This window comes from Ralstonia pickettii (assembly GCF_016466415.2).
Taxonomy (GTDB): domain Bacteria; phylum Pseudomonadota; class Gammaproteobacteria; order Burkholderiales; family Burkholderiaceae; genus Ralstonia; species Ralstonia pickettii.
The window spans coordinates 2,837,990-2,861,312 of record NZ_CP066771.1 but is presented as its reverse complement, the minus strand read 5'-3'; the positions used below and the strand labels follow the sequence as shown (position 1 = coordinate 2,861,312).

Below are 23,323 nucleotides of genomic sequence, written 5' to 3'. Positions count from 1 at the left end.
TTCCCGCACAACGAGGACCCCGAATCATGTTGATTAAGACTGACCGCTGGCTGCGTGGCGACGACATCCCCGCCAGCGAGATCACGCCGCAGCACATCTTCGAGCAGCGCCGCCGCTTTTTGGCCGCTGCTGCCATGGGCGCTGCGGGTGCAACGCTGGCGCCTTGGGCGTCGCGCGAAGCCTTTGCCGCCAACCCGCCACTCGCCAAGTTGCCTGGCAAGCCGAATCCGGCGTACACGACTGTGGAAAAGGCCACCCCGTACGACCAGGTCACCACGTACAACAACTTCTACGAATTCGGCACCGACAAGGCCGACCCGGCGCGCTATGCCGGCACGCTGCGCCCGCACCCCTGGCAAGTCAGCGTGGAGGGTTTGGTGAAAACCCCCAAAACCTACGACCTGGACGACCTGATGAAGCTCGCGCCGATGGAAGAGCGTGTCTACCGCCTGCGTTGCGTCGAGGGCTGGTCGATGGTGATTCCGTGGGTGGGCTTCCCCTTGGCCGAGTTGATCAAGCGGGTGGAGCCCCAGGGCAGCGCCAAGTACATCCAGTTCATCTCGCTGGCCGACAAGCGGCAGATGCCCGGCATCAGCAGCCCCGTGCTGGATTGGCCGTATAGCGAAGGCCTGCGACTGGACGAGGCGATGCATCCTTTGGCGCTGCTCACCTTCGGCCTCTACGGCCAGGTGCTACCGAACCAGAACGGTGCGCCCGTGCGCGTGGTCCTGCCGTGGAAGTATGGCTTCAAGAGCGCGAAGTCCATCGTCAAGATCCGCTTTGTCGACAAGCAGCCGCCGACGAGCTGGAACCTTGCCGCGGCCAACGAATACGGTTTTTATTCCAATGTGAACCCGACTGTCGATCACCCGCGCTGGAGCCAGGCCACCGAGCGCCGCATCGGCGAGGACAAAGGCGGCTTCGGTGGCCTATTCGCGCCCAAGCACAAGACGCTGATGTTCAATGGCTACGAACAGGTCGCGCCGCTGTACGCGGGCATGGACCTGCGTAAAAACTTTTGAGGCCGACATGACATTGCTGCCACCGATGTTGGCGCCCAAGCCATTGCGTGTGGTGAAGGCGATCGCATGGATCGTGGCGCTGCTGCCGTTCCTGCGCATCGTCTTCCTGGGCGCGACAGACCAGTTCGGGGCCAACCCTCTGGAGTTCGTCACGCGCTCGACCGGCACGTGGACGCTGGTGCTGCTGTGCTGCACGCTGGCCATCACGCCGCTGCGCCGCATCACGGGCATGAACTGGCTGATCCGGCTTCGTCGTATGCTCGGGCTGTACACGTTCTTCTACGGCACGATCCACTTCCTGATCTGGTTGCTGGTGGATCGCGGGCTCGATCCGGCATCGATGCTCAAGGACATCGTCAAGCGGCCCTTCATCACCGTCGGCTTTGCGGCGTTCGTGCTGATGATCCCGCTGGCCGCCACGTCGACCAACGCGATGGTGCGCAGGCTCGGCGGCAAGCGCTGGCAGTGGCTTCACCGGCTGGTCTATGTGACCGGTGTGCTGGGCATCCTGCATTACTGGTGGCACAAGGCCGGCAAGCATGACTTTGCCGAGGTGTCGATCTACGCCGCAGTGATGGCGGTGCTGCTGGGCCTGCGGGTCTGGTGGGCGTGGCGCTCGCAGCGCAGTGCGATCACCGGAGCTGCGATGCCAGCCCGCGATTGATGCCGATCGCGCCGAAAAAAAGCCGACGTTTGCGCGTCGGCTTTTTCTTTTTGCGATGCGGGCTTATGCCGGGAACAGATGCTCGCCGCGGATCAAGTCTTCGAAGCACTCGCGCTCGCGTGCCAAGTGGACTTTGTCGCCATCGACGATGACCTCGGCCGCGCGATTGCGCGTGTTGTAGTTCGAACTCATCGTGAAGCCGTACGCGCCCGCCGACAGGATCGCGAGCACATCGCCAGGCTGCACCGCCAGCGAACGGTCGCGGCCCAGCCAGTCGCCGGATTCGCACACCGGGCCCACCACGTCGTAGACGACCGGCGCGCTTTGGCTTTCGCGCACCGGCACGATGTGGTGATACGCCTCGTACATCGCCGGGCGGGCCAGGTCATTCATGGCCGCATCCACGATGCAGAAGTTCTTGCTCGCGCCGGGCTTGAGGTATTCGACGCGCGTGAGCAGCAGGCCGGCGTTGCCCACCAGCGACCGGCCCGGCTCGAACAGCACGGTGCGATCGCCAAAACCGCGCTGCTCGACGCGGTCCAGCAGCGTGCGCGCGAAGGCCGTGATGTCCGGCGGCGTCTCGTCCGTGTACGTGATACCCAGACCGCCGCCCACATCGATGTGCGCGAGGCGGATGCCCTCGGCGTCGAGCTGCGTCACCACGTCGAGCACCTTGTCCAGCGCATCCAGATACGGCGATACCTCGGTGATCTGCGAGCCGATATGGCAGTCGATGCCGACCACGCGCAGGTTCGGCATCGCAGCGGCTGCGCGGTAGGTCGGCAGCACTTCGTCAAACGCCACGCCGAACTTGTTGCCCTTCAGGCCCGTCGAGATATACGGATGCGTTTTGGCATCCACGTCCGGGTTGATGCGCAGCGACACGGGCGCGACCTTGCCCATCGATGCGGCCACGTCATTCAGCCGGTGCAGCTCGGGGATCGACTCCACGTTGAAGCACGCCACGCCCACTTTCAGGGCGAATCGCATTTCGTCCGCGCTCTTGCCCACGCCCGAGAACACCACCTTCGCGGCCGGCGCACCGGCGGCCAGCACACGCTTGAGTTCGCCGGCGGACACGATGTCAAAGCCTGCGCCAAGCTGGGCGAATACCTGCAGCACGGCCAGGTTCGAGTTGGCTTTCATGGCGTACTGCACATGCGCGTTGCGGCCCTCGCATGCGGCGGCGTAGGCGCGATAGTTGGCAGTGAGGGCGGCGCGCGAGTACACGTAGGTGGGCGTGCCGAACTGCGCGGCAATCGCGTCGAGCGCGACGCCTTCGATCATCAGCGCGCCTTCCTGGCGGATCAGGGACTCGGACATGAGTGGGAGCATTCTGGGCGTCGCCCCGGATAAGGGCGTCGCCGGTTGAGCAAAAAGACGGGATTAGCGGTTCGTGGGTACCGCGCTGGCCGCATCTGCGGCTGCGGGTTTGGCGCCCGGAACCGGGGGCTGCGGCACGGCGTTCGGGCCGGCGATGCCGGGGTCGGTGGTTTGCGGCGCGGTTGGCGCCGGCGGCACCTTGGGCATGTACAGCGGCCCGCGAATCCCGCAGCCGGATAGGCCTGCGACCGTCAGGGTCAGGCCGACAGTGGCTACAATGGCGGCGGTTCGTATCATCGGATGATGGTGCAGAAAGGATGCCCAGGGTGTGACCCTTGCGGCGATCGGAGTCATATGGGACGAGGCGCCTGCTGGTCAGGACGGCCCGGAAACGGCCGCCACGCAACGTCCGCGCAAGATTTTGGAGTGTAGCATGCCCCCCCTGAGCGAATCGGAGTTCCTGGCACTGGCCGAAGCGGAACTCACCCGCATCGAAAGCATCGTCGAAACGGCTGCCGACGAGGCGGATGCCGACATCGAGGTCAATCGCACCGGTAACGTGCTGACGCTCGAATTCGACGATGGCTCCAAGATCATCATCAACAGCCAGGCGCCGATGCAGGAGCTGTGGGTGGCAGCGCGTGCCGGCGGTTTCCACTTCCGCCGGGGCGACGACGGCCGCTGGGTCGACACGCGCAGCAAGGAAGAGCTCTATGTGGCGCTCTCTCGCTATATCAGCCAGCAAAGCGATGTGGATGTGACATTGGCCGCCGGCTGAGCGCAGCGTTGTCGCATGACAAAAAGAAAAGCCGCCTCGAAGGGCGGCTTTTTCGTGGGCGCGACGCTCAATTGCCGCGGAACATGTCGAGAATCTTCTGTTTCTCCTGTTCCTGCGTCGGCGCGAGGTTGATGCCAGGCTGTTGCGGCTGATCGCCGCCCGGCGCGGAGGCCCCCGGCATCGCATCGCCCAGACCCACCGAAGCCACGCCCTGGCCATTGGCGTATTCCTCGTAGGCCCAGTCGCCCGCCATCTGTACGACGCCTTCGGGCGGCTGGCGCTCGGTCTGGGGCTCGCCCTTGAGCGCGTAGCTCATGTAGTTGATCCAGATGGGCAGGGCCAGGCCGCCACCCGTTTCGCGATCCCCCAGGCTGCGCGGGTTGTCGTAACCCATCCAGGCCACGCCGACCAGCTTGGGCGTATAGCCGCAGAACCAGGCGTCGAACGAATCGTTGGTGGTCCCGGTCTTGCCAGCCATGTCGTTGCGGCCCAGCTTGACCTTGGCCTGGTAGCCCGTGCCGTTCGACACCACGCTGCGCAGCAGCGAATCCATGATGAAGTCGTTGCGCGGATCAATCACGCGCACGGCGTCTTTGCCGGCGGTCATCGGGTGGCTTTGCTGCACGACCGTGCCGCGCGCATCCACCACGCGATCGATGATGTAGGGGTTCACGCGATAGCCGCCGTTGGCGAACACCGAGTAGCCGCTCGCCATCTGCAACATCGTCACGGAACCGGCGCCCAGCGCCATGGGCAGATAGGCGGGGTGCCGATCGGCATCGAACCCGAAGCGCGTGATGTACTGCTGCGCGTACTGCGTACCGATGGCGCGCAGGATGCGCACCGACACCAGGTTCTTCGATTTCTGCAGCGCGCGGCGCATCGTCATCGGGCCGTCATAGCCGCCGCCGTAGTTCTTCGGCTCCCACACCTGGCCGCCCGTGTCGCCGGTCGGGATCGAGAGCGGCGCGTCGTTGATGACGGTAGACGGCGAGAAACCCTTGTCCACCGCCGCCGAGTAGATGAACGGCTTGAAGCTCGAACCCGGCTGGCGCCACGCCTGCGTGACGTGGTTGAACTTGCTGCGGTTGAAATCGAAGCCACCCACCATCGAGTAGATCGCGCCCGTCTGCGGATCCAGCGAGATGAAACCCGAGGCCACTTCCGGCAGTTGCGTGATCGACCACTTCTGCGTCTTCGTGTCCTCGATCACGCGGATCACCGCGCCCGGGCGCAGCTTGATCTTGGGCTGTGCATTGTTCGACAGGGCCGCCTGTGCAAAGCGCAGGCCGTCGCCGGCCAAGTCGATCGTCTCACCGGTCAGCATCGTCGCGCGCACCAGCTTGGGTGTCACGCTCACCACCACGGCCGATTGCAGATCGTCGCTGTTCGGGTGTTCCAGCAGGGCGTCGTCGATGGCCTGTTCACGCTCCTCTGCATCGGAGGGCAGGTCGATGAACGCTTCAGGGCCGCGATAGCCGTGACGGCGCTCGTAATCGAGAATGCCGCGGCGCACTGATTGATAGGCCACGTCCTGGTCGGACTTGCGCAGCGTGGTGTAGACGTTCAGCCCGCGCGTGTAGGTTTCTTCGCGGTATTGCGCGTACATGAGCTGGCGCACCATTTCGGCGACGTATTCGGCGTGCACGTCGAATTCATGGCCTTCGCCGCGCACCGGCAATTGCTCGTTGACGGCCTGGGTGTACTGTTCCGGGGTGATGTAGTGCAGGTCGCGCATGCGCTGCAGGATGTACTCCTGACGCACCTTGGCGCGCTTCGGGTTCACCACCGGGTTGTACGCTGATGGCGCCTTGGGCAGGCCGGCCAGCATGGCGGCTTCTGCGAGCGTAATGTCCTTGATGTTCTTGCCGAAGTAGATCTGCTCTGCGCTCGCGAAACCGTACGCGCGCTGGCCCAGGTAAATCTGGTTCATGTACAGCTCGAGGATCTGATCCTTTGTCAGGCTCGCCTCGATCTTGTACGAGAGCAAGATCTCGTAAATCTTGCGCGTGTACGTCTTCTCGCTCGACAGGAAGAAGTTGCGCGCCACCTGCATCGTGATGGTCGACGCGCCTTGCGACAGGCCGCCATGCAGGTTCGCCAGGCCCGCGCGCAGGACGCCGATGAAGTCGACGCCGCCGTGCTCGTAGAAGCGGTCGTCTTCGATCGCCAGGACCGCGCGCTTCATCACGTCGGGCATTTGCGTGATTGGCACGAAGCTGCGGCGCTCCTCACCGAATTCGCCGATGAGGACGTTGTCGGCGGTGTAGACGCGAAGCGGAATCTTCGGGCGGTAATCGGTGATGGCGTCGAGCGACGGCAGGTTGGGCGCGGCGACGAGCAGGGCATAGCCCAGCAGCAGCGCCCCGACGACCCCCATGGCAACGAACAGGCCGAGCATCCAGAGAAGCAGGCGCGCCCACAGCGGGCGGCGGGCTTTGGGCGGCTTGGGCGAGGCTGGGGTGGTTTGGGCAGTAGCCATTACGGTGGGCACCGGGGGTGTCAGTCAGCGTGGCGGCGATTATATCGTTGGGGCTTCCGGAGTCCGGCCGCATCGGACGTAACAGCACGTAACGAGTGTCACGTCTGCCAACCAGACCGCACTTGTGCGCCGCGTCATGCTCGGTTGGCGTGCTGATTGTGCATCCGGAGTCCCGCGATTCAAGGCGGCTACGAATCCGCCGTTAGAAGTAGGCGGAGCGGAAATCAAGTCAGACGAAAGGGGTATCCCCCGACCGTGGGGTTTTGACAACGCTTTCGGAAGGGCATGGCGCGAAATGCGTCGCGGTCTGCCTGAGCGTTTGCCTGTTCTAAAGGATTTTGTGAGAATCCAGCAGCAAATCTAAGCAGGCTATGGCGCACGTTGGATTTGCGATGGGCGCCAGGGTTCAAAAACTATAAACGGTGGGGTGTCTCTGTGCGACGGGGTTTGTTGTCCGGCCTGCTGCGCCGCAATATCGTCGGGATAGATATCGGGTCTTCCAGCGTCAAGGTGGTGGAGTTGTCCGCCAACGGCAAGCAGGGGGATTTCCGTCTCGAAAAATGCGCCAGCGAGCTGATTGAACGCAGTGCCGTCGCTGACGGCAATCTGGTGAATATCGATGCGGTGGGCAATGCGCTCAAGCGCGCCATCGCCAAGGCCGGCATTCGCGGTAAGGAAGCCGTGCTTGCCATTCCCGCAAGCCTGACGGAATCGCAAACCGTCAGCCTGCCCGACAACCTGACCGAAGACGAACTCTTTGTGCAGGTCGAGAGCGAAGCCAACCGGCTGTTTCCGCCCTCGCAGAACGTCAATTTCGACTATGTCGTGATCGGTCCGTCCGAAACCGAAGGCGGGATCGGCGTGCGCGTCACGGCAACGGTGTCCGAGCGTGTGACCGAGCGCGTGACCGCCGCCGAGATGGCCGGTCTGAAAGCGATCGTCATGGACGTGGAAGAAAACGCCATCCAGCGCGCCATGACGCACATGCTGGCCGTCAAGCCGGACGCCAGCGAAATTGAAACGCGCGACATGCCCGTCGTGGCAATGTTCCACTTGGGTGGTGCGCGCTCGCACGCACTGTTCTACCAAGGCTGGAAGGAACTGTACGAGCAGCCGATGTCCGGCTCGGGCGACCAGCTCACGCAGAGCATCTCGCGTCTGTTTTCCCTCGATCTGCTCAAGGCCGAGGTGAAGAAGCGCAAGAACACGCTGCCCGACGAATACCGCAGTCAGCTGCTCAAGCCCTCGCTCGAGACGCTGGCCATGGAAGTCGGTCAGGCCATCCAGAATTTCCTGTCGACCTCGAGCGTCGGCCGCGTGGACGAGATCGTGCTCTCGGGCGGTCACGCATCGCTGCTGGGCGTACAAACCGCCATCCAGCAGCAGACGCAGATCAATACGACGCTGGCCAACCCGTTCGCCAACATGGGCGCGGCCAAGAACGTCAACGCGCGCTATCTGCAGCGCGATCTGCCGGCCTACATCGTCAGCGCGGGCCTTGCCCTGCGCGGGCTGCAATAAGGAGCTGACGATGGCCAATGAAAGCGCGAATGCCGTGAATGCGCTCCCGAACGTCAACCTGCTGCCGTATCACGCAGAGCGACGCGCCGGCAAGCGCAAGAAAGTCTTCATGAGCCTGGGCGGCGCGGCCGTTGCGGGCGCGGTGGTGGTGTTCCTCGGCGGCATGGTGATCGATCACCAGACGGAAGAGGCGCAACGCATCAACGACATCCTCACGCAGAAGAACGCGGAGATGGACAAGCAGATCACCGAGGTCAACACCCTCAAGAAGGACATCGACGATCTGCTGCAGCGTCAGCAAGCGGTAGAAGGCCTGCAAAACCAGCGCAACCGCCCGGTCCAGTTGCTTGAAGAGCTGGTGCGCCAGGTGCCCGACGGGATCTATCTCACCTCGCTCAAGCAGGAAGGCGAGCGTTACACCGTGTCGGGCGTGGCGCAGTCGAACGAGCGCGTGTCGGACCTGCTGCGCAACCTGGGCGCGGTGCCCTGGCTCGATCATGCCGAACTGGGCGAATCGGTGGCCACCACCATGACGAATAACCTGAAGGAACAGCGTCGCCTGTTCAACTTCACGATCCGCTTCCAGTGGAAGGCCGAACCGGCGACGCCGGCCAAGCCGGGTGCGGCCACGGCGGGGAAATAACCATGGCGCTCTCGACCGAAATTTCGTTGGAAGACCTGGTCAGCCAGTTCCGTGGCCTGAACCTGAACGAGCCGGAAACGTGGCCGATCGCGCCGCGCATCCTGTTCATGATTCTCTCTGCCGTGCTGGTGATCGGCCTGGGCTGGCAGTTGTATTGGAGCGGCAAGTTCGACGAGCGCGACGCCAAGCGCACCGAACAGGCCAACCTCAAGTCGGCATACCAGAGCAAGCTTGCGCAAGTAGTGAATCTGGAAGCGCTGCGCAAGCAGAAGGCTGAGGTCGAGCAGCGTGTCGCCAAGCTCGAACTGCAACTGCCCAACAAGACCGAGATGGATGCGCTGCTGGCCGACGTCAACCACGCCGGTATCGCGCGTGGCCTGACCTTCGACCTGTTCCGTCCGTCTGGCGCAGTGGTCAAGCCTTACTACGCCGAGATCCCGGTGGCGGTGAAGGTAAATGGCCGCTATCACGACATGGCGCTGTTTGCGGCCGACGTGGCGGCGCTGTCGCGCATCGTCACGCTGCAGAACATCTCCCTGACGGGCACCAAGGATGGCGGCATGGTGATGGAAACGCGCGCTGAGGCCTACCGGGCACTCGATGCCGATGAGCAGGCCGCGCAGCGCAAGGCGAACGCCGCCGCCAAGGGAGGCGCCAAATGAGGGGCCGCACCATGAGCCGTCGCCGCATGTCGCATGTTCTGCGTCTGTCGCCGCTGTGCCTGGCCGTCGTGCTGACGGCCTGCGGCGCGAGCGAAGACGATGAATTGCAGCAATGGATGCAGCAAGCGCGCCAGAGCGTCAGTACGACCGTGCCGCCGCTGCCCGAACCCAAGCCTTACGCGCCGCGCGAATACACGACCACCAAGCAGACTGATCCGTTCAGTGTGCAAAAGGTGGCAGAACTTTCGCGCGCGCAAAACGAATCGCCGGAACCGAATCGCCGTCGCGAGCCGCTGGAAGACTATCCGCTGGAAGCCTTCAAGCTGGTCGGGACGATGAAGCGCAATGGCGAGACGGAAGCCGTCGTGTCTGTCGGGGACAAGACGCAGCATGTGCATGTGGGGCAGTACATCGGACAAAACTATGGTCGCATCCTCCGCATCGGAGACCAGGAACTCACCCTGCGTGAGCTGGTGCGCGAAGGCACGACCGAATGGAAAGAAAAAATGACGACCCTGAAAGTTCAGGAGAGCGCGCAATGACGATGCGTCTTGTGAAGGGCGGCCTGTCGCAGGCAGCCCGAGTGGCCCGGGGGGGCGCGGTGGCATGGCTTTCGCTGTGCCTGTTCATGGTGGCCGGTCAGGCGGTCGCCCAGCAGGCAGCGCCTGCGGCGGCCGTCTCCGGCAACACGATCGAAAAGGTGGAGCAGGCCACGGCCGGTGAATCCACCGTGGTGACGGTCACGCTCAAGAGCGCGCCGACGCAGAAACCGGTGGAGTTCAGCACGCAGCAGCCTGCGCGTATCGCCATCGACTTCTTCGGGGCCAGCTTCGCGCAGGGCCGCGCCAATTACCAGTACGGCGGCAAGCTGCTGCGTTCGGCGAACGTCGTGCAGATCGGCGACCGTACCCGCGTCGTGCTCGATCTATCGCGCCAGACGCAATACAAGTCGGAGGTGCGTGGCAACCAGTACGTACTGACGCTGGAAGCTGCGCCAGTGGCGGCGGCTGTCGCGGCGCCGACATTCTCGGCCCCGGCACCCGTCGCGGGCGCTGAGCGCCCGGCGGTGCGCAATGTTGATTTCCGCCGTGGCGAGGACCTTGCTGGCCGCGTGGTGGTCGACCTGTCGACTGCCAACTCGGCGATCAACATCGCCCAGCAAGGCCAGAACCTCGTCGTGGACTTCGTCGGTGCGACGCTGCCACAGTCGCTGCGCCGTCGCTATGACGTGAGCGATTTCGGCACGCCGGTGCAGGCCATGCGTGCCACCGACAACGGCACAGGTGCACGCCTGATCATCGAGCCGCGCGGTAACTGGCAATACAGCTCGTACCAGACCGACACGCAGTTCGTGGTGGAGGTGCGTCCGACCAAGGAAGACCCGAACAAGCTGATTTCTGGCCCCGGCTACCGCGGTGAGCGCCTGTCGCTGAACTTCCAGAACATCGATGTGCGTTCGCTGCTGCAAGTCTTCGCCGACTTCACGAACCTCAACATCGTGACCAGCGATAGCGTGACGGGCACCCTTTCGCTGCGCCTGAAAGATGTGCCCTGGGATCAGGCACTGCAGATCGTGCTCGATTCGAAGGGGCTGGCATCGCGTCGCAACGGCAACGTCCTGTGGGTTGCCCCGCGCGGTGAGCTGGCCACGAAGGAAAAGGCCGAGCTTGAGTCGCAGCAGCAAGTGACCGAGCTGGAGCCACTGCGCAGCCAGGTGTTCCGCCTGAACTACCAAAGCGCTGGGGATGTGCGCAACATGCTGCTGGGTGCCGGCGCCGCGGGTGGGGCAGGCGGTGTCGCTGGCGGTGTCGCGACTTCCCGGATCCTGTCCAAGCGCGGCTCGCTCACCGCGGATACGCGGACGAATCAACTGTTCGTCTCCGACATCCCGAGCAAGCTTGAAGAGGTGCAGGCCTTCCTCTTGAAGATCGACATCCCGGTTCGCCAGGTGATGATCGAGGCGCGCATCGTCGAGGCGGACGACACGTTCAGCCGCAACTTGGGTGCGAAGCTGGGCTTCGCGTCGAAGACGAATGGCGCTGGTTACGGCAATACCTACACCAACGTGGTGTCGCCGATTACGCAGGGTGCCACGTGGGACAACAGCCCGGCGATCAGCTTCCCCGCCAATGGCATCAACGGCGTGAACGCAGCCAGCGTGGCCGTGAGCCTGTTTAACGCCGGTGCCGGCCGCTTCCTGGCGCTGGAGCTGTCTGCGCTGGAAGCTGACGGCCGCGGCAAGATCGTCTCCAGCCCGCGCGTGGTCACTGCCGACAACATCAAGGCGCTGATCGAGCAAGGTACTGAGATTCCGTACCAGCAGGCGACGTCTTCCGGTGCGACTTCGGTGTCGTTCAAGAAGGCCAACCTGAAGCTGGAAGTGACGCCCAAGATCACGCCGGACGGCAACATCTTCCTGGATGTGGACGTCAACAAGGACAGCGTAGGTATCCAGACCACCAACGGCTTCGCCATTGACACCAAGCACGTGCAGACGCAGGTGCTGGTCGAGAATGGCGGCACGGTCGTGATCGGCGGTATCTACACGCAGAACGAGCGGACCGACATCAACAAGGTGCCGCTTCTAGGCGACATTCCGGTGCTCGGCAATCTGTTCAAGAGCACGAGCAAGATTAACAACCGCACCGAGCTGCTGGTCTTCCTGACGCCGCGTGTGCTGTCCGATCAACTGTCGCTGAAGTAACCCACGGCGGCGTTTCGATAAAAAGGCCCGGCCTCCTGAATGGAGCGCCGGGCTTTTTTGTGTCCTGCGGCGGGGTTTGTGCAGGATGGTGACCAAATGCCACTACAATCAGGCTCAAATTCCTGATTTCACGTGATTTTGTCTGTTTCGAACGTATTTTTCGTCGGCTTGATGGGCGCGGGCAAGACCACGGTCGGCCGGGCGGTGGCGCGTCGGCTCGATCTGCCGTTCTTCGACTCCGACCATGAGATCGAAGCGCGGTGCGGCGTGCGCGTGCCGGTCATTTTCGAGCACGAAGGCGAGGTCGGTTTTCGCGATCGCGAAACCCACATGATCGACGAGCTGACCGCGCGCGATGGCGTGGTCATCGCCACGGGTGGGGGCGCCGTGTTGCGGGCCGAAAACCGGGCGTTCCTGCGCGAGCGTGGCACGGTGATCTACCTGCGCGCCAATCCGCATGACCTGTATCTGCGCACGCGCCACGACAAGAACCGGCCGCTGCTGCAGACAGAGAACCCGCGCGCCAAGCTGGAGGAGCTGCATGCGATCCGCGATCCGCTGTACCGTGACGTGGCGCATTTCGTCATCGAAACCGGCAAGCCCACCGTCGCGCAGCTTGTTAATATGGTCTTGATGCAACTCGAAGTGGCCGGCATTGTGGCTCCGCCCGCAGGCTCTTCCACCTCCTCGCAAGTCTCCCCACAGTCATGATTACCGTTGATGTTGACCTTGGCGATCGCGCCTATCCGATCCATATCGGCTCGGGGCTGTTGTCCAAGGCCGAGTTGTTCGCGCCCCATATTCGCGGCGCGCGTGCCGTGATCGTCACCAACGAGACCGTCGCACCGTTGTATGCGGCGAAGGTCGAAGCGGCCATTCGTTCGCTCGGCAAGGCGGTCGACACGGTTGTATTGCCTGATGGGGAATCGTTCAAGAAGTGGGACACGCTCAACCGCATCTTTGATGCGCTGTTGACGGCGGGTGCGGATCGCAAGACCACGCTGATCGCGCTGGGCGGCGGCGTTGTCGGCGACATGACCGGCTTTGCCGCCGCCTGCTACATGCGCGGCGTGCCGTTCATCCAGGTGCCGACGACGCTGCTCTCACAAGTCGATTCCTCGGTGGGCGGCAAGACGGGCATCAACCACCCGCTGGGCAAAAACATGATCGGCGCGTTCCACCAGCCGCAGGCGGTGCTGGCCGATATCGATACGCTGCGCACGTTGCCTGCCCGAGAGCTGGCGGCCGGTATGGCCGAGGTCATCAAGCATGGCGCAATTGCCGATGCCGATTACTTCGCCTGGATCGAACAGAACATCAAGGGTCTCAACGATTGCGATACCGACCTGATGGCCGAAGCCGTGCGTGGCTCGGTGCGCATCAAGGCCGCAGTCGTGGCACAGGATGAGCGGGAAACCGGCCTGCGTGCCACCCTCAATTTTGGTCACACCTTTGGCCACGCCATCGAGGCCGGCCTGGGCTACGGCGAATGGCTGCACGGCGAAGCCGTCGGCTGTGGCATGGTGATGGCGGCGGATCTGTCGCATCGACTGGGCTTTATCGACATCGACACGCGCAACCGCATCACCGCGCTCACGCGTGCGGCGAACCTGCCGACGGTGGCGCCGGACCTCGGCGTTGATCGCTTCATCGACCTGATGCGCGTCGACAAGAAGGCCGAAGCCGGCGAGATCAAGTTCGTGCTGCTGCGCAAGCTGGGCCAGGCGTTCGTGACCGCGGTGCCCGACGCGGACTTGCGCGCCACCTTGCAGCACGCCGTGCTGCGACCACCGACCGAAGCACCCATCGCCTGATACGAGACGAGAGGGCCCGATGAACGACCGATTTGATGTGCCGTCCGCGCCGTTCGATCTCGAAGGCCCTCTCGCTCCCTACGCCGCGCATTCGGCGCAGACGCGCGGCCGCGTACACGCCGAGCCGCCATCCACATCGCGCACCGAGTTCCAGCGTGACCGCGATCGCATCATCCACAGCACCGCTTTCCGCCGGCTCGAATACAAGACGCAGGTCTTTGTGAACCACGAGGGCGACCTGTTCCGGACCCGGCTCACGCACAGCCTCGAGGTCGCGCAGATTGCCCGTTCGATTGCGCGCAGCCTGCGCCTGAACGAAGACTTGGTCGAAGCGGTTTCGCTGGCGCACGATCTGGGCCACACGCCGTTCGGTCATGCGGGGCAGGACGCACTCAACGATTGCATGAAGCCATACGGAGGCTTCGAACACAATCTGCAGAGCTTGCTGGTTGTCGATCGGCTGGAGGAGCGCTACGGCGGTTTTGATGGTTTGAACCTGACCTTCGAAACGCGCGAGGGTATTCTCAAACATTGCTCGCGCAACAACGCGGCCACGCTCGGTGACTTGGGCCGCCGTTTTCTCGAAGGGCAACAGCCGTCGCTGGAAGCGCAGCTTGCCAATCTCGCCGATGAGGTCGCGTACAACAACCACGATATCGACGATGGTTTGCGTTCCGGCCTGATCACGTTGGAGCAACTAGAAGACGTGCCGCTGTGGGCCATCCATCGGCGCGAAGCCGAGGCGGCGTTCCCGAACGTCAGCGGCCGGCGCCTGATCAACGAAACGATTCGTCGCATCATCAACGCGTTGATCGTCGATCTGATCGGCACCACGCGTGCCGGCATTGCTGAAGTTGCGCCGCAGTGTATCGACGATGTGCGTGCCGCGCCGGCGCTCGTCGCGTTCTCTGCAGCGATGCATGAAGAGGCGCGCGTGCTCAAGCGCTTTCTGTTCGATAACCTGTATCGGCACTATCTTGTGATGCGCATGTCCGCCAAAGCGCGCCGCATCATCGACGATCTGTTCCGCGCGTTCATGGACGACCCGCGCCTGCTGCCACCGCAGTACCAGGCGAAAGCCAACCCCGACGAGCAGCCGCGCTGGATTGCGCATTACATCGCCGGCATGACGGATCGTTACGCCATCAAGGAGCATCGCCGCATCTTTGCGGTGGATGCAGTTTGAGCGACGGCGTCGGCGGGGCGGCTACTCGCTTGCCCACTCCCCGACCATCAGGCAGCTGATCTGAACCGAGCGCCCAAAAAAAATGCCCGGCCGCCCCAACGCATGCCGGGCCGAACGCGCCAACCACCGCCGACGAGCGCCCCCGCCGTCGACGGCCCCTGCGGCACGTCGGTAAAAGTCGATCAGGACAGTGTCAGTTCGCTGATCGTCCTCCCTTAAAAGCGATAGCCCAGGCCGACGCCCAGCAGCCACGGGTCAACCTTGACTTTGCTGATGGTCTGGCCGCCCATCTTCACGTCGGCGCTGATCCAGGTCTTCTTCAGGTCGACGTTGAAGTAGAGGCGTTCGGTCAGGCGATAGTCGAAGCCGACCTGCAGCGCGGGGCCGAAGCTGTTCTTGCTGAGGTCCAGCGAACCAACGCCGGGCACCTGGAGATCGACATTCGAGATGCGCGTGTAGTTGATGCCTGCGCCCACGTACGGCTTGAAGCGCGACTCGGGCGTGAAGTGATACTGCATCGTCAGGATGGGCGGCAAGTGGCGGAAACTGCCGATCTTGGTGGGGCCGCCCAGCGCGCTTCGCATGACCGTGACGTCCTGCTGTTGCGGGTAAGTCAGGATCAGCTCGGCGGCCAGATGTGGCGTAAAGAAATACGAGATGTCCAGTTCGGGCAGGACCTTGTTGTTGATCTGAATGGCGTCAGCCGGAATGGCCAGTGCAGGCACCGGGTCGGATTTGTTGGCGGCTGTCAGGTTGACGGCGCGCAGACGTACCATCCAATTACCGGAGGCCGGCGGCAAATCCGTGCCCTGCGCAAAGGCGGCCTGGCTGAACCCGGCGGCAAGCATTCCGGCGGCAACAGCTACAACGGCTAGGCGGTGAAAAGCCATCAATCGCTCCCTCTCGTGTCGTCTTGTGATGTGGTGGGAGCCAGTCTCGCGGGGAAGTCGCCCGGCCGATTTGCTTGGGATCAAGTTGGACCAGTCGTCGATAGCGCATAGGGCCGCCGATTTGACGGCACGCAAACTTCTCCGTTGCGCCCCGACGACAGCGCTATGCAAGCGTTTGCGCCCTAAAAATTGGGGACAGATTCACGCGCTCCGGCTACGATGGCGCTTTTCTCCACCCGTTTTTCCATGGCTCGCCTGCCTCGTCTCAGCCCAATCGATGTCCCGGTGCACGTGTTGCAGCGCGGCAACAATCGCCAGACCGTTTTCCGCGGCGACGACGACTACGCGTTCTATCTCGACACGCTGCGCATGGCCGCCCGCGAGCATGACTTCGCCATCCATGGGTTTTCGCTGATGCCGAATCACGTCCATCTGGTGGGGACACCCAAGGTGGCGGACAGTCTTTCGCGAACGCTGCAGGCTGTGGGACGGCGCTATACGCGCTACTTCAACGCTGCGGCGGATCGCAGCGGCACGTTGTGGGAAGGGCGTTTCCGATCGACGGTACTGGACCCCGCCGAGTGGGTGCTGCCGATCCTGTTGTATGTGGAATCGAACGCGGTGCGCGCGGGGCTCGTCAGCACGCCGGAAGAAGATCGATGGAGCACGTATCGTCACCACGTCGGCATTCAATCCATTCCGTGGGTGAGTGACCACTTCTGTTACTGGCGCCTTGGCAACACGCCTTTTGAGCGCCAGTCGCGCTACCGAACGTTGTGGCATGAAGGTTTGGGCTCCGACCAGTTCGCGCAGATTCGCCAGCATGTGCACAGTGGTTGGCCGCTCGGCAATGAGGCGTTTCTCGCGACACTTGCGCGCACCGGAGGCCGTCGCGTTGCGCCATTGCCCAAGGGGCGGCCGCCGCGCCAAACCACGGCGGTGGAAGCGGAGGGCAGCGCGCGCACCGAATAGCGGGATGGCGGCGCTGTCATGTATGGGCGCATCGATTCGGGTGGTTTTAATCTGTCCCTATTAAAAAGCCCGCACTGAGACTACGCATTTACTAATTTACTCCGACCCCATTTAAAAAATTTTGCCTGTTACGGGCCACTCTTTTATATTCGTTTCACCCCGCATTCATGGTGCGGCGCGCCATTGCCTGTCTGCCTTCGCATCCGCACGATCGCGAGGGCCTTCTGCGGCGCGTTGTACCTACAACCTCGGAAGATCGCCGTGGAACAACATTCCTTCCCCATCACGCCGTCGGCGCCGTCGGCCCAGGGTCTGTACGACCCGACCAATGAACACGACGCTTGCGGCGTCGGCTTCGTCGCCCACATCAAGGGCAAGAAGAGCCACGAGATCGTCCAGCAGGGCTTGCGCATCCTGCACAACCTCGACCACCGGGGCGCTGTAGGCGCTGACCCGCTGATGGGCGACGGCGCAGGCATCCTGCTGCAGATTCCCGACCAGTTCTTCCGTGAAGAAATGGCCAAGCAGGGTATCAACCTGCCGCCGGCCGGCGAATACGGCGTCGGCATGATCTTCCTGCCGAAGGAACACGCTTCGCGCCTGGCCTGTGAGCAGGAACTTGAGCGCACCGTGCGTCTGGAAGGCCAGGTTGTGCTGGGCTGGCGCGATGTTCCGGTCGACAAGACCATGCCGATGTCGCCGACGGTGCAGAAGACCGAGCCGGTGATCCGCCAGATCTTCATCGGGCGCGGCCGCGACATCATGACCACCGACGCGCTGGAGCGGAAGCTGTACGTGATCCGCAAGACCGCCAGCCACGCCATCCAGGCGCTCAAGCTCAAGCACGGCAAAGAATACTTCGTGCCCTCGATGTCGGCGCGCACGATCGTCTACAAGGGCCTGCTGCTTTGCGAACAGGTCGGCCGGTACTACCAGGATCTGGCTGATCCGCGCACGGTGTCGGCGCTTGCGCTGGTGCACCAGCGTTTCTCGACCAACACGTTCCCTGCATGGGAACTGGCGCACCCGTACCGCATGGTTGCGCACAACGGCGAAATCAACACCGTCAAGGGCAACGTCAACTGGATCAACGCACGTACGGGCGGCATCTCGTCGCCGGTGCTGGGCGATGACCTGCCCAAGCTGTGGCCGCTGATCTATCCGGGCCAATCCGATACGGCTTCGTTCGACAACTGCCTCGAACTGCTGACGATGGCGGGCTATCCGCTGGCCCAGGCGATGATGATGATGATTCCGGAAGCGTGGGAACAACACACGCTGATGGACGACAATCGTCGCGCCTTCTACGAATACCATGCCGCGATGATGGAGCCGTGGGACGGCCCCGCCGCCATCTGCTTTACCGACGGCCGCCAGATCGGCGCAACGCTCGACCGTAACGGCCTGCGTCCGGCGCGTTATTACGTGACCGATGACGACATGGTCGTGATGGCTTCGGAAGCCGGCGTGCTGCCGATTCCCGAGTCCCGCATCGTCAAGAAGTGGCGTCTGCAGCCGGGCAAGATGTTCCTGATCGACATGGAGCAGGGCCGCATCATCGACGACAAGGAACTCAAGGACAATCTGGCCAACGCCAAGCCGTACAAGAGCTGGATTGATGCCGTGCGCATCAAGCTCGACGAGCTGGAAGCCAAGCCTGAAGACGTGGCCGCCGAGACCAAGCCGGCCGCCAAGCTGCTTGACCGTCAGCAGGCGTTTGCCTACACCCAGGAAGACGTCAAGTTCCTGATGGCCCCGATGGCCGCCAACGGCGAAGAGGCCGCCGGCTCTATGGGCAACGACAGCCCGCTGGCCGTGCTGTCCTCGAAGAACAAGACGCTCTACAACTACTTCAAGCAACTGTTCGCGCAGGTCACGAACCCGCCGATCGACCCGATCCGCGAAAACGTGGTGATGTCGCTCGTCTCGTTCATCGGGCCGAAGCCGAACCTGCTTGAGCTGAACAACATCAACCCGCCGATGCGCCTTGAAGTGAGCCAGCCCGTGCTGGACTTCAAGGACATGGCGAAGATCCGCAACATCGAGCACTACACCGGCGGCAAGTTCATGGCTTACGAGCTGGACATCTGCTATCCGGTGGCGTGGGGCAAGGAAGGCATCGAAGCGCGCCTGGCTTCGCTGTGCGCCGAGGCTGTCGATGCGGTCAAGTCGGGCTACAACATCCTGATCGTTTCGGACCGCGCGGTCGACGAGAAGCAGGCCGCGATTCCCGCGCTGCTGGCCACGTCTGCCATCCACCATCACCTGGTGGACAAGGGCTTGCGCACGAGCACGGGTCTGGTCGTTGAAACAGGTTCGGCCCGTGAAGTGCACCACTTCGCACTGCTGGCCGGCTACGGTGCAGAAGCCGTGCACCCGTACCTGGCAATGGAAACGCTGGCCGAACTCGCGCCGAGTCTGGGTCTGACGGCCGAGAAGGCCATCTACAACTTCACCAAGGCGATCGGCAAGGGCCTGCACAAGGTAATGTCCAAGATGGGCATCTCGACGTACATGTCGTACACCGGCGCGCAGATCTTCGAAGCGATCGGCCTGTCGCGCGAACTGGTCGACAAGTACTTCCAGGGCACCGCATCCAACGTGGGCGGCATCGGCATCTTCGAGGTGGCTGAAGAGGCGCTGCGCCTGCACCGCGACGCCTTTGGCGATGCACCGGTGCTGGCGAACATGCTGGACGCCGGCGGCGAATACGCCTACCGCGTCCGCGGTGAAGAGCACATGTGGACGCCGGATTCGATCGCCAAGCTGCAGCACGCGACGCGCGCGAATTCGTACCAGACGTACAAGGAATACGCGAACCTGATCAACGATCAGAGCAAGCGCCACATGACGCTGCGCGGCCTGTTCGAGTTCAAGGTGGACCCGGCGCGCGCGATTCCGCTGGAAGAAGTCGAACCGGCCAAGGAGATCGTCAAGCGCTTCGCGACCGGCGCCATGTCGCTGGGTTCGATCAGCACGGAAGCGCACACCACGCTGGCCGTGGCGATGAACCGCATCGGCGGCAAGTCGAACACGGGCGAAGGCGGTGAAGACGAGCGTCGTTATCGCAACGAACTGCGCGGCATTCCCATCAAGCAGGGCACGAAGCTGTCGGACGTGATCGGCCGCGAAGTGGTCGAGCGCGATCTGGAACTGCAAGAGGGCGATTCGCTGCGCTCGAAAATCAAGCAGGTAGCCTCGGGCCGCTTTGGCGTGACGGCCGAGTACCTGGCGTCGGCTGATCAGATCCAGATCAAGATGGCGCAGGGCGCCAAGCCCGGCGAGGGCGGTCAACTGCCCGGCCACAAGGTGACGGATTACATCGGCAAGCTGCGTTATGCAGTGCCGGGCGTGGGCCTGATCTCGCCGCCGCCGCACCACGACATCTATTCGATTGAAGATCTGGCGCAGCTCATCCACGATCTGAAGAACGTGAACCCGCGTTCGGACGTGTCGGTCAAGCTGGTGTCGGAAGTCGGCGTGGGTACGGTGGCGGCAGGTGTCGCCAAGGCCAAGGCAGACCACGTGGTGATCGCCGGTCATGACGGTGGCACGGGCGCCTCGCCGTGGTCGTCGATCAAACACGCCGGTACGCCCTGGGAACTGGGCCTGGCCGAGACGCAGCAGACGCTGATGCTCAACGGCCTGCGCAACCGCATCCGCGTGCAGGCTGACGGCCAGATGAAGACCGGGCGCGACGTTGTGATCGGCGCGCTGCTGGGCGCTGACGAATTCGGCTTTGCGACCGCCCCGCTGGTCGTCGAAGGCTGCATCATGATGCGCAAGTGCCACCTGAACACCTGCCCGGTGGGCGTGGCGACGCAGGATCCGGTGCTGCGCAAGAAGTTCTCGGGCAAACCTGAGCACGTGGTGAACTACTTCTTCTTCGTGGCCGAGGAAGTGCGCGAAATCATGGCGCAACTGGGCATCCGCACGTTCAACGAACTGATCGGCCGCGCCGACCTGCTGGACACAAAGGCCGGTATCGAACACTGGAAGGCCCGCGGCCTGGACTTCGCGCGCATCTTCTACCAGCCGGCCAAGAAGGAAGGCGAGCCGTGCTACCAGGTCGATGTGCAAGACCACGGTCTGGATCGTGCACTGGATCACCAGCTCATCGAGAAGTCCAAGGCTGCGCTGGAGAAAGGCGAGCGTGTTTCGTTCATCCAGCCGGTGCGCAACGTCAACCGCACGGTCGGCGCGATGCTCTCGGGAGAAGTCGCCAAGCGTTATGGCCACGAGGGTTTGCCCGATGACTCGATCCACGTGCAGATGCAGGGCACGGCCGGCCAGTCGTTCGGCGCGTTCCTGGCGCATGGCATCACGCTGGACCTGGTGGGCGACGGCAACGACTACGTGGGCAAGGGCCTGTCGGGCGGCCGCGTGATCGTGCGTCCGCCGCACGAGTTCCGCGGTGAGCCGACCAACAACATCATCGTCGGCAACACCGTGCTGTACGGTGCGCTGGCTGGTGAGGCGTTCTTCAACGGCGTGGCCGGCGAGCGCTTCGCGGTGCGCAATTCCGGCGCCACCACGGTGGTGGAAGGCACGGGCGACCACGGCTGCGAATACATGACCGGCGGCACCGTCGTCGTGCTCGGCACCACCGGCCGCAACTTCGCGGCAGGCATGTCGGGCGGCGTGGCCTACGTCTATGACGAAGACGGCCTGTTCGACAAGCGCTGCAACACGGCAATGGTGGCGCTGGAATCCGTGCTTTCGGCGGCCGACCAGGAGAAGGCTCATACCCCGTCGACCTGGCACAAGGTGAACGGCGAGCGCGTGCTCGACGAGCAACTGCTCAAGGCGCTGGTGGAAAAGCACTTCCGCTACACCGGCTCCGAGCGTGCCAAGGAACTGCTGGCCGACTGGAACAATGCGCGCCGTCGTTTCGTCAAGGTCTTCCCGACCGAGTACAAGCGCGCACTGACCGAGATGTACGAGCGGGAACAGGAAGCGGGCCGCGAACAGATCGCCGCCTGAACCTGATTCCAAGCGACTTGGCGGGTGGTCGATCGATGATCGGCGCCCGCCGCCACTGAATACAACGCAACCTCACAAGACAGGCTCGACGCCTCGCCAGCACCGCTGTGCCGGCAAGGTCGAGACAGGAAGGACACCATGGGCAAGGCGACTGGTTTTCTCGAATTTCCCCGCCAGAACGAGGCATACGAAGCGCCCGAAGCGCGCGTGAAGCATTACAAGGAATTCGTGTTCGCGCTGGCGGACAACGAAGCCAAGATCCAGGGCGCACGCTGCATGGACTGCGGCATTCCGTTCTGCAACAACGGCTGCCCGGTCAACAACATCATCCCGGACTTCAATGACCTGGTGTATCGCCAGGACTGGAAGACCGCGATTGAAGTGCTTCACTCGACCAACAACTTCCCCGAGTTCACGGGCCGCATCTGCCCGGCACCGTGCGAGGCGGCTTGCACGCTGGGCATTAATGAACTCCCGGTCGGAATCAAGTCGATCGAGCACGCCATCATCGACAAGGCGTGGGAAGAAGGCTGGGTGGCGCCGCAAGTGCCGAAGCACAAGACTGGCAAGACCGTGGCCGTGGTCGGCTCGGGCCCGGCTGGCATGGCGGCAGCGCAGCAACTGGCGCGCGCCGGTCACGATGTGACGCTGTTCGAAAAGAACGACCGCATCGGCGGCCTGCTGCGCTACGGCATCCCCGACTTCAAGCTGGAGAAGGCGCAGATCGACCGCCGCATGCAGCAGATGGAAGCCGAGGGCGTGACGTTCCGCACCGGTGTGATGGTGGGCGACAAGACGGTTCCGGCCGGCATCACCAACGATGCCCGCGAGACTATCGCCGCGGAAGACATCCTCAAGCAATTCGACGCCGTGGTGCTGACGGGCGGTTCGGAAGTGCCGCGCGATCTGCCGGTGCCCGGCCGTGATCTGGATGGCGTGCATTACGCGCTCGAATTTCTGATCCCGCAGAACAAGGAAGTGGCCGGCGATGCGCCGAACCCGATCCGCGCGGATGGCAAGCACGTTATCGTGATCGGCGGCGGCGACACGGGCTCGGACTGCGTGGGCACGTCCAACCGCCACGGCGCCGCATCGGTCACGCAGTTTGAACTGCTGCCGCGTCCGCCCGAAGAAGAGAACAAGCCGCTGGTGTGGCCGTACTGGCCGATCAAGCTGCGCACGTCGTCGTCGCATGATGAAGGTTGCCAGCGCGACTGGTCGGTCGCCACCAAGGCGCTCATCGGCGAGAACGGCCGCGTGACGGGCCTCACCGCCGTGCGCCTGGAGTGGAAGGACGGCAAGATGGTCGAGGTGGCAGGCAGCGAATTCACGCTCAAGGCCGATCTCGTGCTGCTGGCGATGGGCTTTACCAACCCGGTCGGCGGCTTGCTGGATGCCTTTGGCGTGACGAAGGACGCGCGCAACAACGCGCGTGCCGCCACCGAAGGCGACAACGCCTACGCCACCAACGTGCCGAAGGTGTTCGCTGCCGGCGATGTGCGCCGTGGCCAGTCGCTCGTCGTGTGGGCGATCCGGGAAGGCCGCCAGGCTGCCCGCTCGGTTGATGCGTTTCTCATGGGTCATTCGGACCTGCCGCGCTGACCACGCGGTTGACCGTTTGACTCAGGCCCGCCTGCCTCGGCGGGCCTTTTTGTTTGTGCCGCGTTTGCTGAGGCACA

At 63.4% G+C, this 23,323-nt stretch carries 18 protein-coding genes; 14 read left to right on the top strand and 4 right to left on the bottom strand.

All coding sequences use genetic code 11. From position 1 onward, the window contains the following. Positions 1 to 26: 26 nt before the first annotated feature. Positions 27 to 1,022: a protein-methionine-sulfoxide reductase catalytic subunit MsrP gene (gene msrP / locus RP6297_RS13505; RefSeq protein ID WP_009241911.1), complete on the top strand. Its 996-nt coding sequence runs from the start codon at positions 27 to 29 to the stop codon at positions 1,020 to 1,022. Positions 1,023 to 1,029: 7 nt separating this feature from the next. Continuing rightward, on the top strand, positions 1,030 to 1,686 hold the full coding sequence (msrQ, locus tag RP6297_RS13500) for a protein-methionine-sulfoxide reductase heme-binding subunit MsrQ (protein WP_009241912.1): 657 nt from the start codon (positions 1,030 to 1,032) through the stop codon (positions 1,684 to 1,686). A 63-nt stretch (positions 1,687 to 1,749) separates the two neighbouring features. Here msrQ and lysA read toward each other — a convergent pair whose 3' ends face one another. Together lysA and lptM are read right to left on the bottom strand one after the other, a co-directional pair. Further along, positions 1,750 to 3,009: a diaminopimelate decarboxylase gene (lysA, locus tag RP6297_RS13495; RefSeq protein ID WP_009277659.1), complete on the bottom strand. Its 1,260-nt coding sequence runs from the start codon at positions 3,007 to 3,009 to the stop codon at positions 1,750 to 1,752. A gap of 63 nt (positions 3,010 to 3,072) precedes the next feature. Continuing rightward, positions 3,073 to 3,306, bottom strand: coding sequence for an LPS translocon maturation chaperone LptM (lptM, locus tag RP6297_RS13490; protein ID WP_009241914.1), 234 nt, complete (start codon positions 3,304 to 3,306; stop codon positions 3,073 to 3,075). Between the two features lie 136 nt (positions 3,307 to 3,442). Here lptM and cyaY point away from each other — a divergent pair, with 136 nt between their 5' ends. Further along, the gene (gene cyaY, locus RP6297_RS13485; RefSeq protein ID WP_009241915.1) at positions 3,443 to 3,787 is read left to right on the top strand and encodes an iron donor protein CyaY; all 345 of its coding nucleotides are present in this window, start codon (positions 3,443 to 3,445) and stop codon (positions 3,785 to 3,787) included. Positions 3,788 to 3,854: 67 nt separating this feature from the next. On the opposite strand, the gene RP6297_RS13480 is transcribed toward cyaY, so the two are convergent. Beyond that, positions 3,855 to 6,269, bottom strand: a complete 2,415-nt coding sequence (locus tag RP6297_RS13480; protein WP_009241916.1) for a penicillin-binding protein 1A — start codon at positions 6,267 to 6,269, stop codon at positions 3,855 to 3,857. A 450-nt stretch (positions 6,270 to 6,719) separates the two neighbouring features. Here RP6297_RS13480 and pilM point away from each other — a divergent pair, with 450 nt between their 5' ends. The 8 genes from pilM to RP6297_RS13440 all read left to right on the top strand — a co-directional run bounded on the left by pilM (position 6,720) and on the right by RP6297_RS13440 (position 14,799). Next, positions 6,720 to 7,790, top strand: coding sequence for a type IV pilus biogenesis protein PilM (gene pilM / locus RP6297_RS13475; RefSeq protein WP_024542181.1), 1,071 nt, complete (start codon positions 6,720 to 6,722; stop codon positions 7,788 to 7,790). A 10-nt stretch (positions 7,791 to 7,800) separates the two neighbouring features. Further along, positions 7,801 to 8,433, top strand: coding sequence for a PilN domain-containing protein (locus RP6297_RS13470; RefSeq protein WP_009241917.1), 633 nt, complete (start codon positions 7,801 to 7,803; stop codon positions 8,431 to 8,433). Positions 8,434 to 8,435: 2 nt separating this feature from the next. After that, positions 8,436 to 9,095: a type IV pilus inner membrane component PilO gene (locus RP6297_RS13465; RefSeq protein ID WP_009241918.1), complete on the top strand. Its 660-nt coding sequence runs from the start codon at positions 8,436 to 8,438 to the stop codon at positions 9,093 to 9,095. Then, positions 9,092 to 9,637 (top strand): pilus assembly protein PilP, encoded by a 546-nt coding sequence (locus tag RP6297_RS13460; protein ID WP_009241919.1) that lies wholly within the window; start codon positions 9,092 to 9,094, stop codon positions 9,635 to 9,637. Before RP6297_RS13465 ends, RP6297_RS13460 begins: the two co-directional genes overlap by 4 nt. Positions 9,638 to 9,639: 2 nt before the next feature. Then, a complete protein-coding gene (gene pilQ / locus RP6297_RS13455; protein WP_009277662.1) occupies positions 9,640 to 11,799 on the top strand; it encodes a temperature dependent type IV pilus secretin PilQ in 2,160 nt (719 codons plus the stop codon). A 138-nt stretch (positions 11,800 to 11,937) separates the two neighbouring features. Further along, positions 11,938 to 12,510: a shikimate kinase gene (locus RP6297_RS13450; protein ID WP_171924780.1), complete on the top strand. Its 573-nt coding sequence runs from the start codon at positions 11,938 to 11,940 to the stop codon at positions 12,508 to 12,510. Beyond that, on the top strand, positions 12,507 to 13,613 hold the full coding sequence (aroB, locus tag RP6297_RS13445; protein ID WP_009241922.1) for a 3-dehydroquinate synthase: 1,107 nt from the start codon (positions 12,507 to 12,509) through the stop codon (positions 13,611 to 13,613). The genes RP6297_RS13450 and aroB overlap by 4 nt, the downstream gene beginning before the upstream one ends. A gap of 19 nt (positions 13,614 to 13,632) precedes the next feature. Further along, positions 13,633 to 14,799 (top strand): deoxyguanosinetriphosphate triphosphohydrolase, encoded by a 1,167-nt coding sequence (locus tag RP6297_RS13440; protein WP_009241923.1) that lies wholly within the window; start codon positions 13,633 to 13,635, stop codon positions 14,797 to 14,799. 215 nt (positions 14,800 to 15,014) lie between these two features. Here the strand turns inward: RP6297_RS13440 and RP6297_RS13435 are convergent, their stop codons facing one another. Further along, positions 15,015 to 15,689, bottom strand: coding sequence for an OmpW/AlkL family protein (locus tag RP6297_RS13435; protein WP_009241924.1), 675 nt, complete (start codon positions 15,687 to 15,689; stop codon positions 15,015 to 15,017). A gap of 246 nt (positions 15,690 to 15,935) precedes the next feature. Here RP6297_RS13435 and RP6297_RS13430 point away from each other — a divergent pair, with 246 nt between their 5' ends. The 3 genes from RP6297_RS13430 to RP6297_RS13420 all read left to right on the top strand — a co-directional run bounded on the left by RP6297_RS13430 (position 15,936) and on the right by RP6297_RS13420 (position 23,246). Continuing rightward, on the top strand, positions 15,936 to 16,661 hold the full coding sequence (locus RP6297_RS13430) for a transposase (RefSeq protein WP_009241925.1): 726 nt from the start codon (positions 15,936 to 15,938) through the stop codon (positions 16,659 to 16,661). A gap of 261 nt (positions 16,662 to 16,922) precedes the next feature. Next, on the top strand, positions 16,923 to 21,644 hold the full coding sequence (locus tag RP6297_RS13425; RefSeq protein ID WP_009241926.1) for a glutamate synthase-related protein: 4,722 nt from the start codon (positions 16,923 to 16,925) through the stop codon (positions 21,642 to 21,644). Positions 21,645 to 21,782: 138 nt separating this feature from the next. Continuing rightward, positions 21,783 to 23,246, top strand: a complete 1,464-nt coding sequence (locus RP6297_RS13420) for a glutamate synthase subunit beta (protein WP_009241927.1) — start codon at positions 21,783 to 21,785, stop codon at positions 23,244 to 23,246. Positions 23,247 to 23,323: the final 77 nt, after the last annotated feature.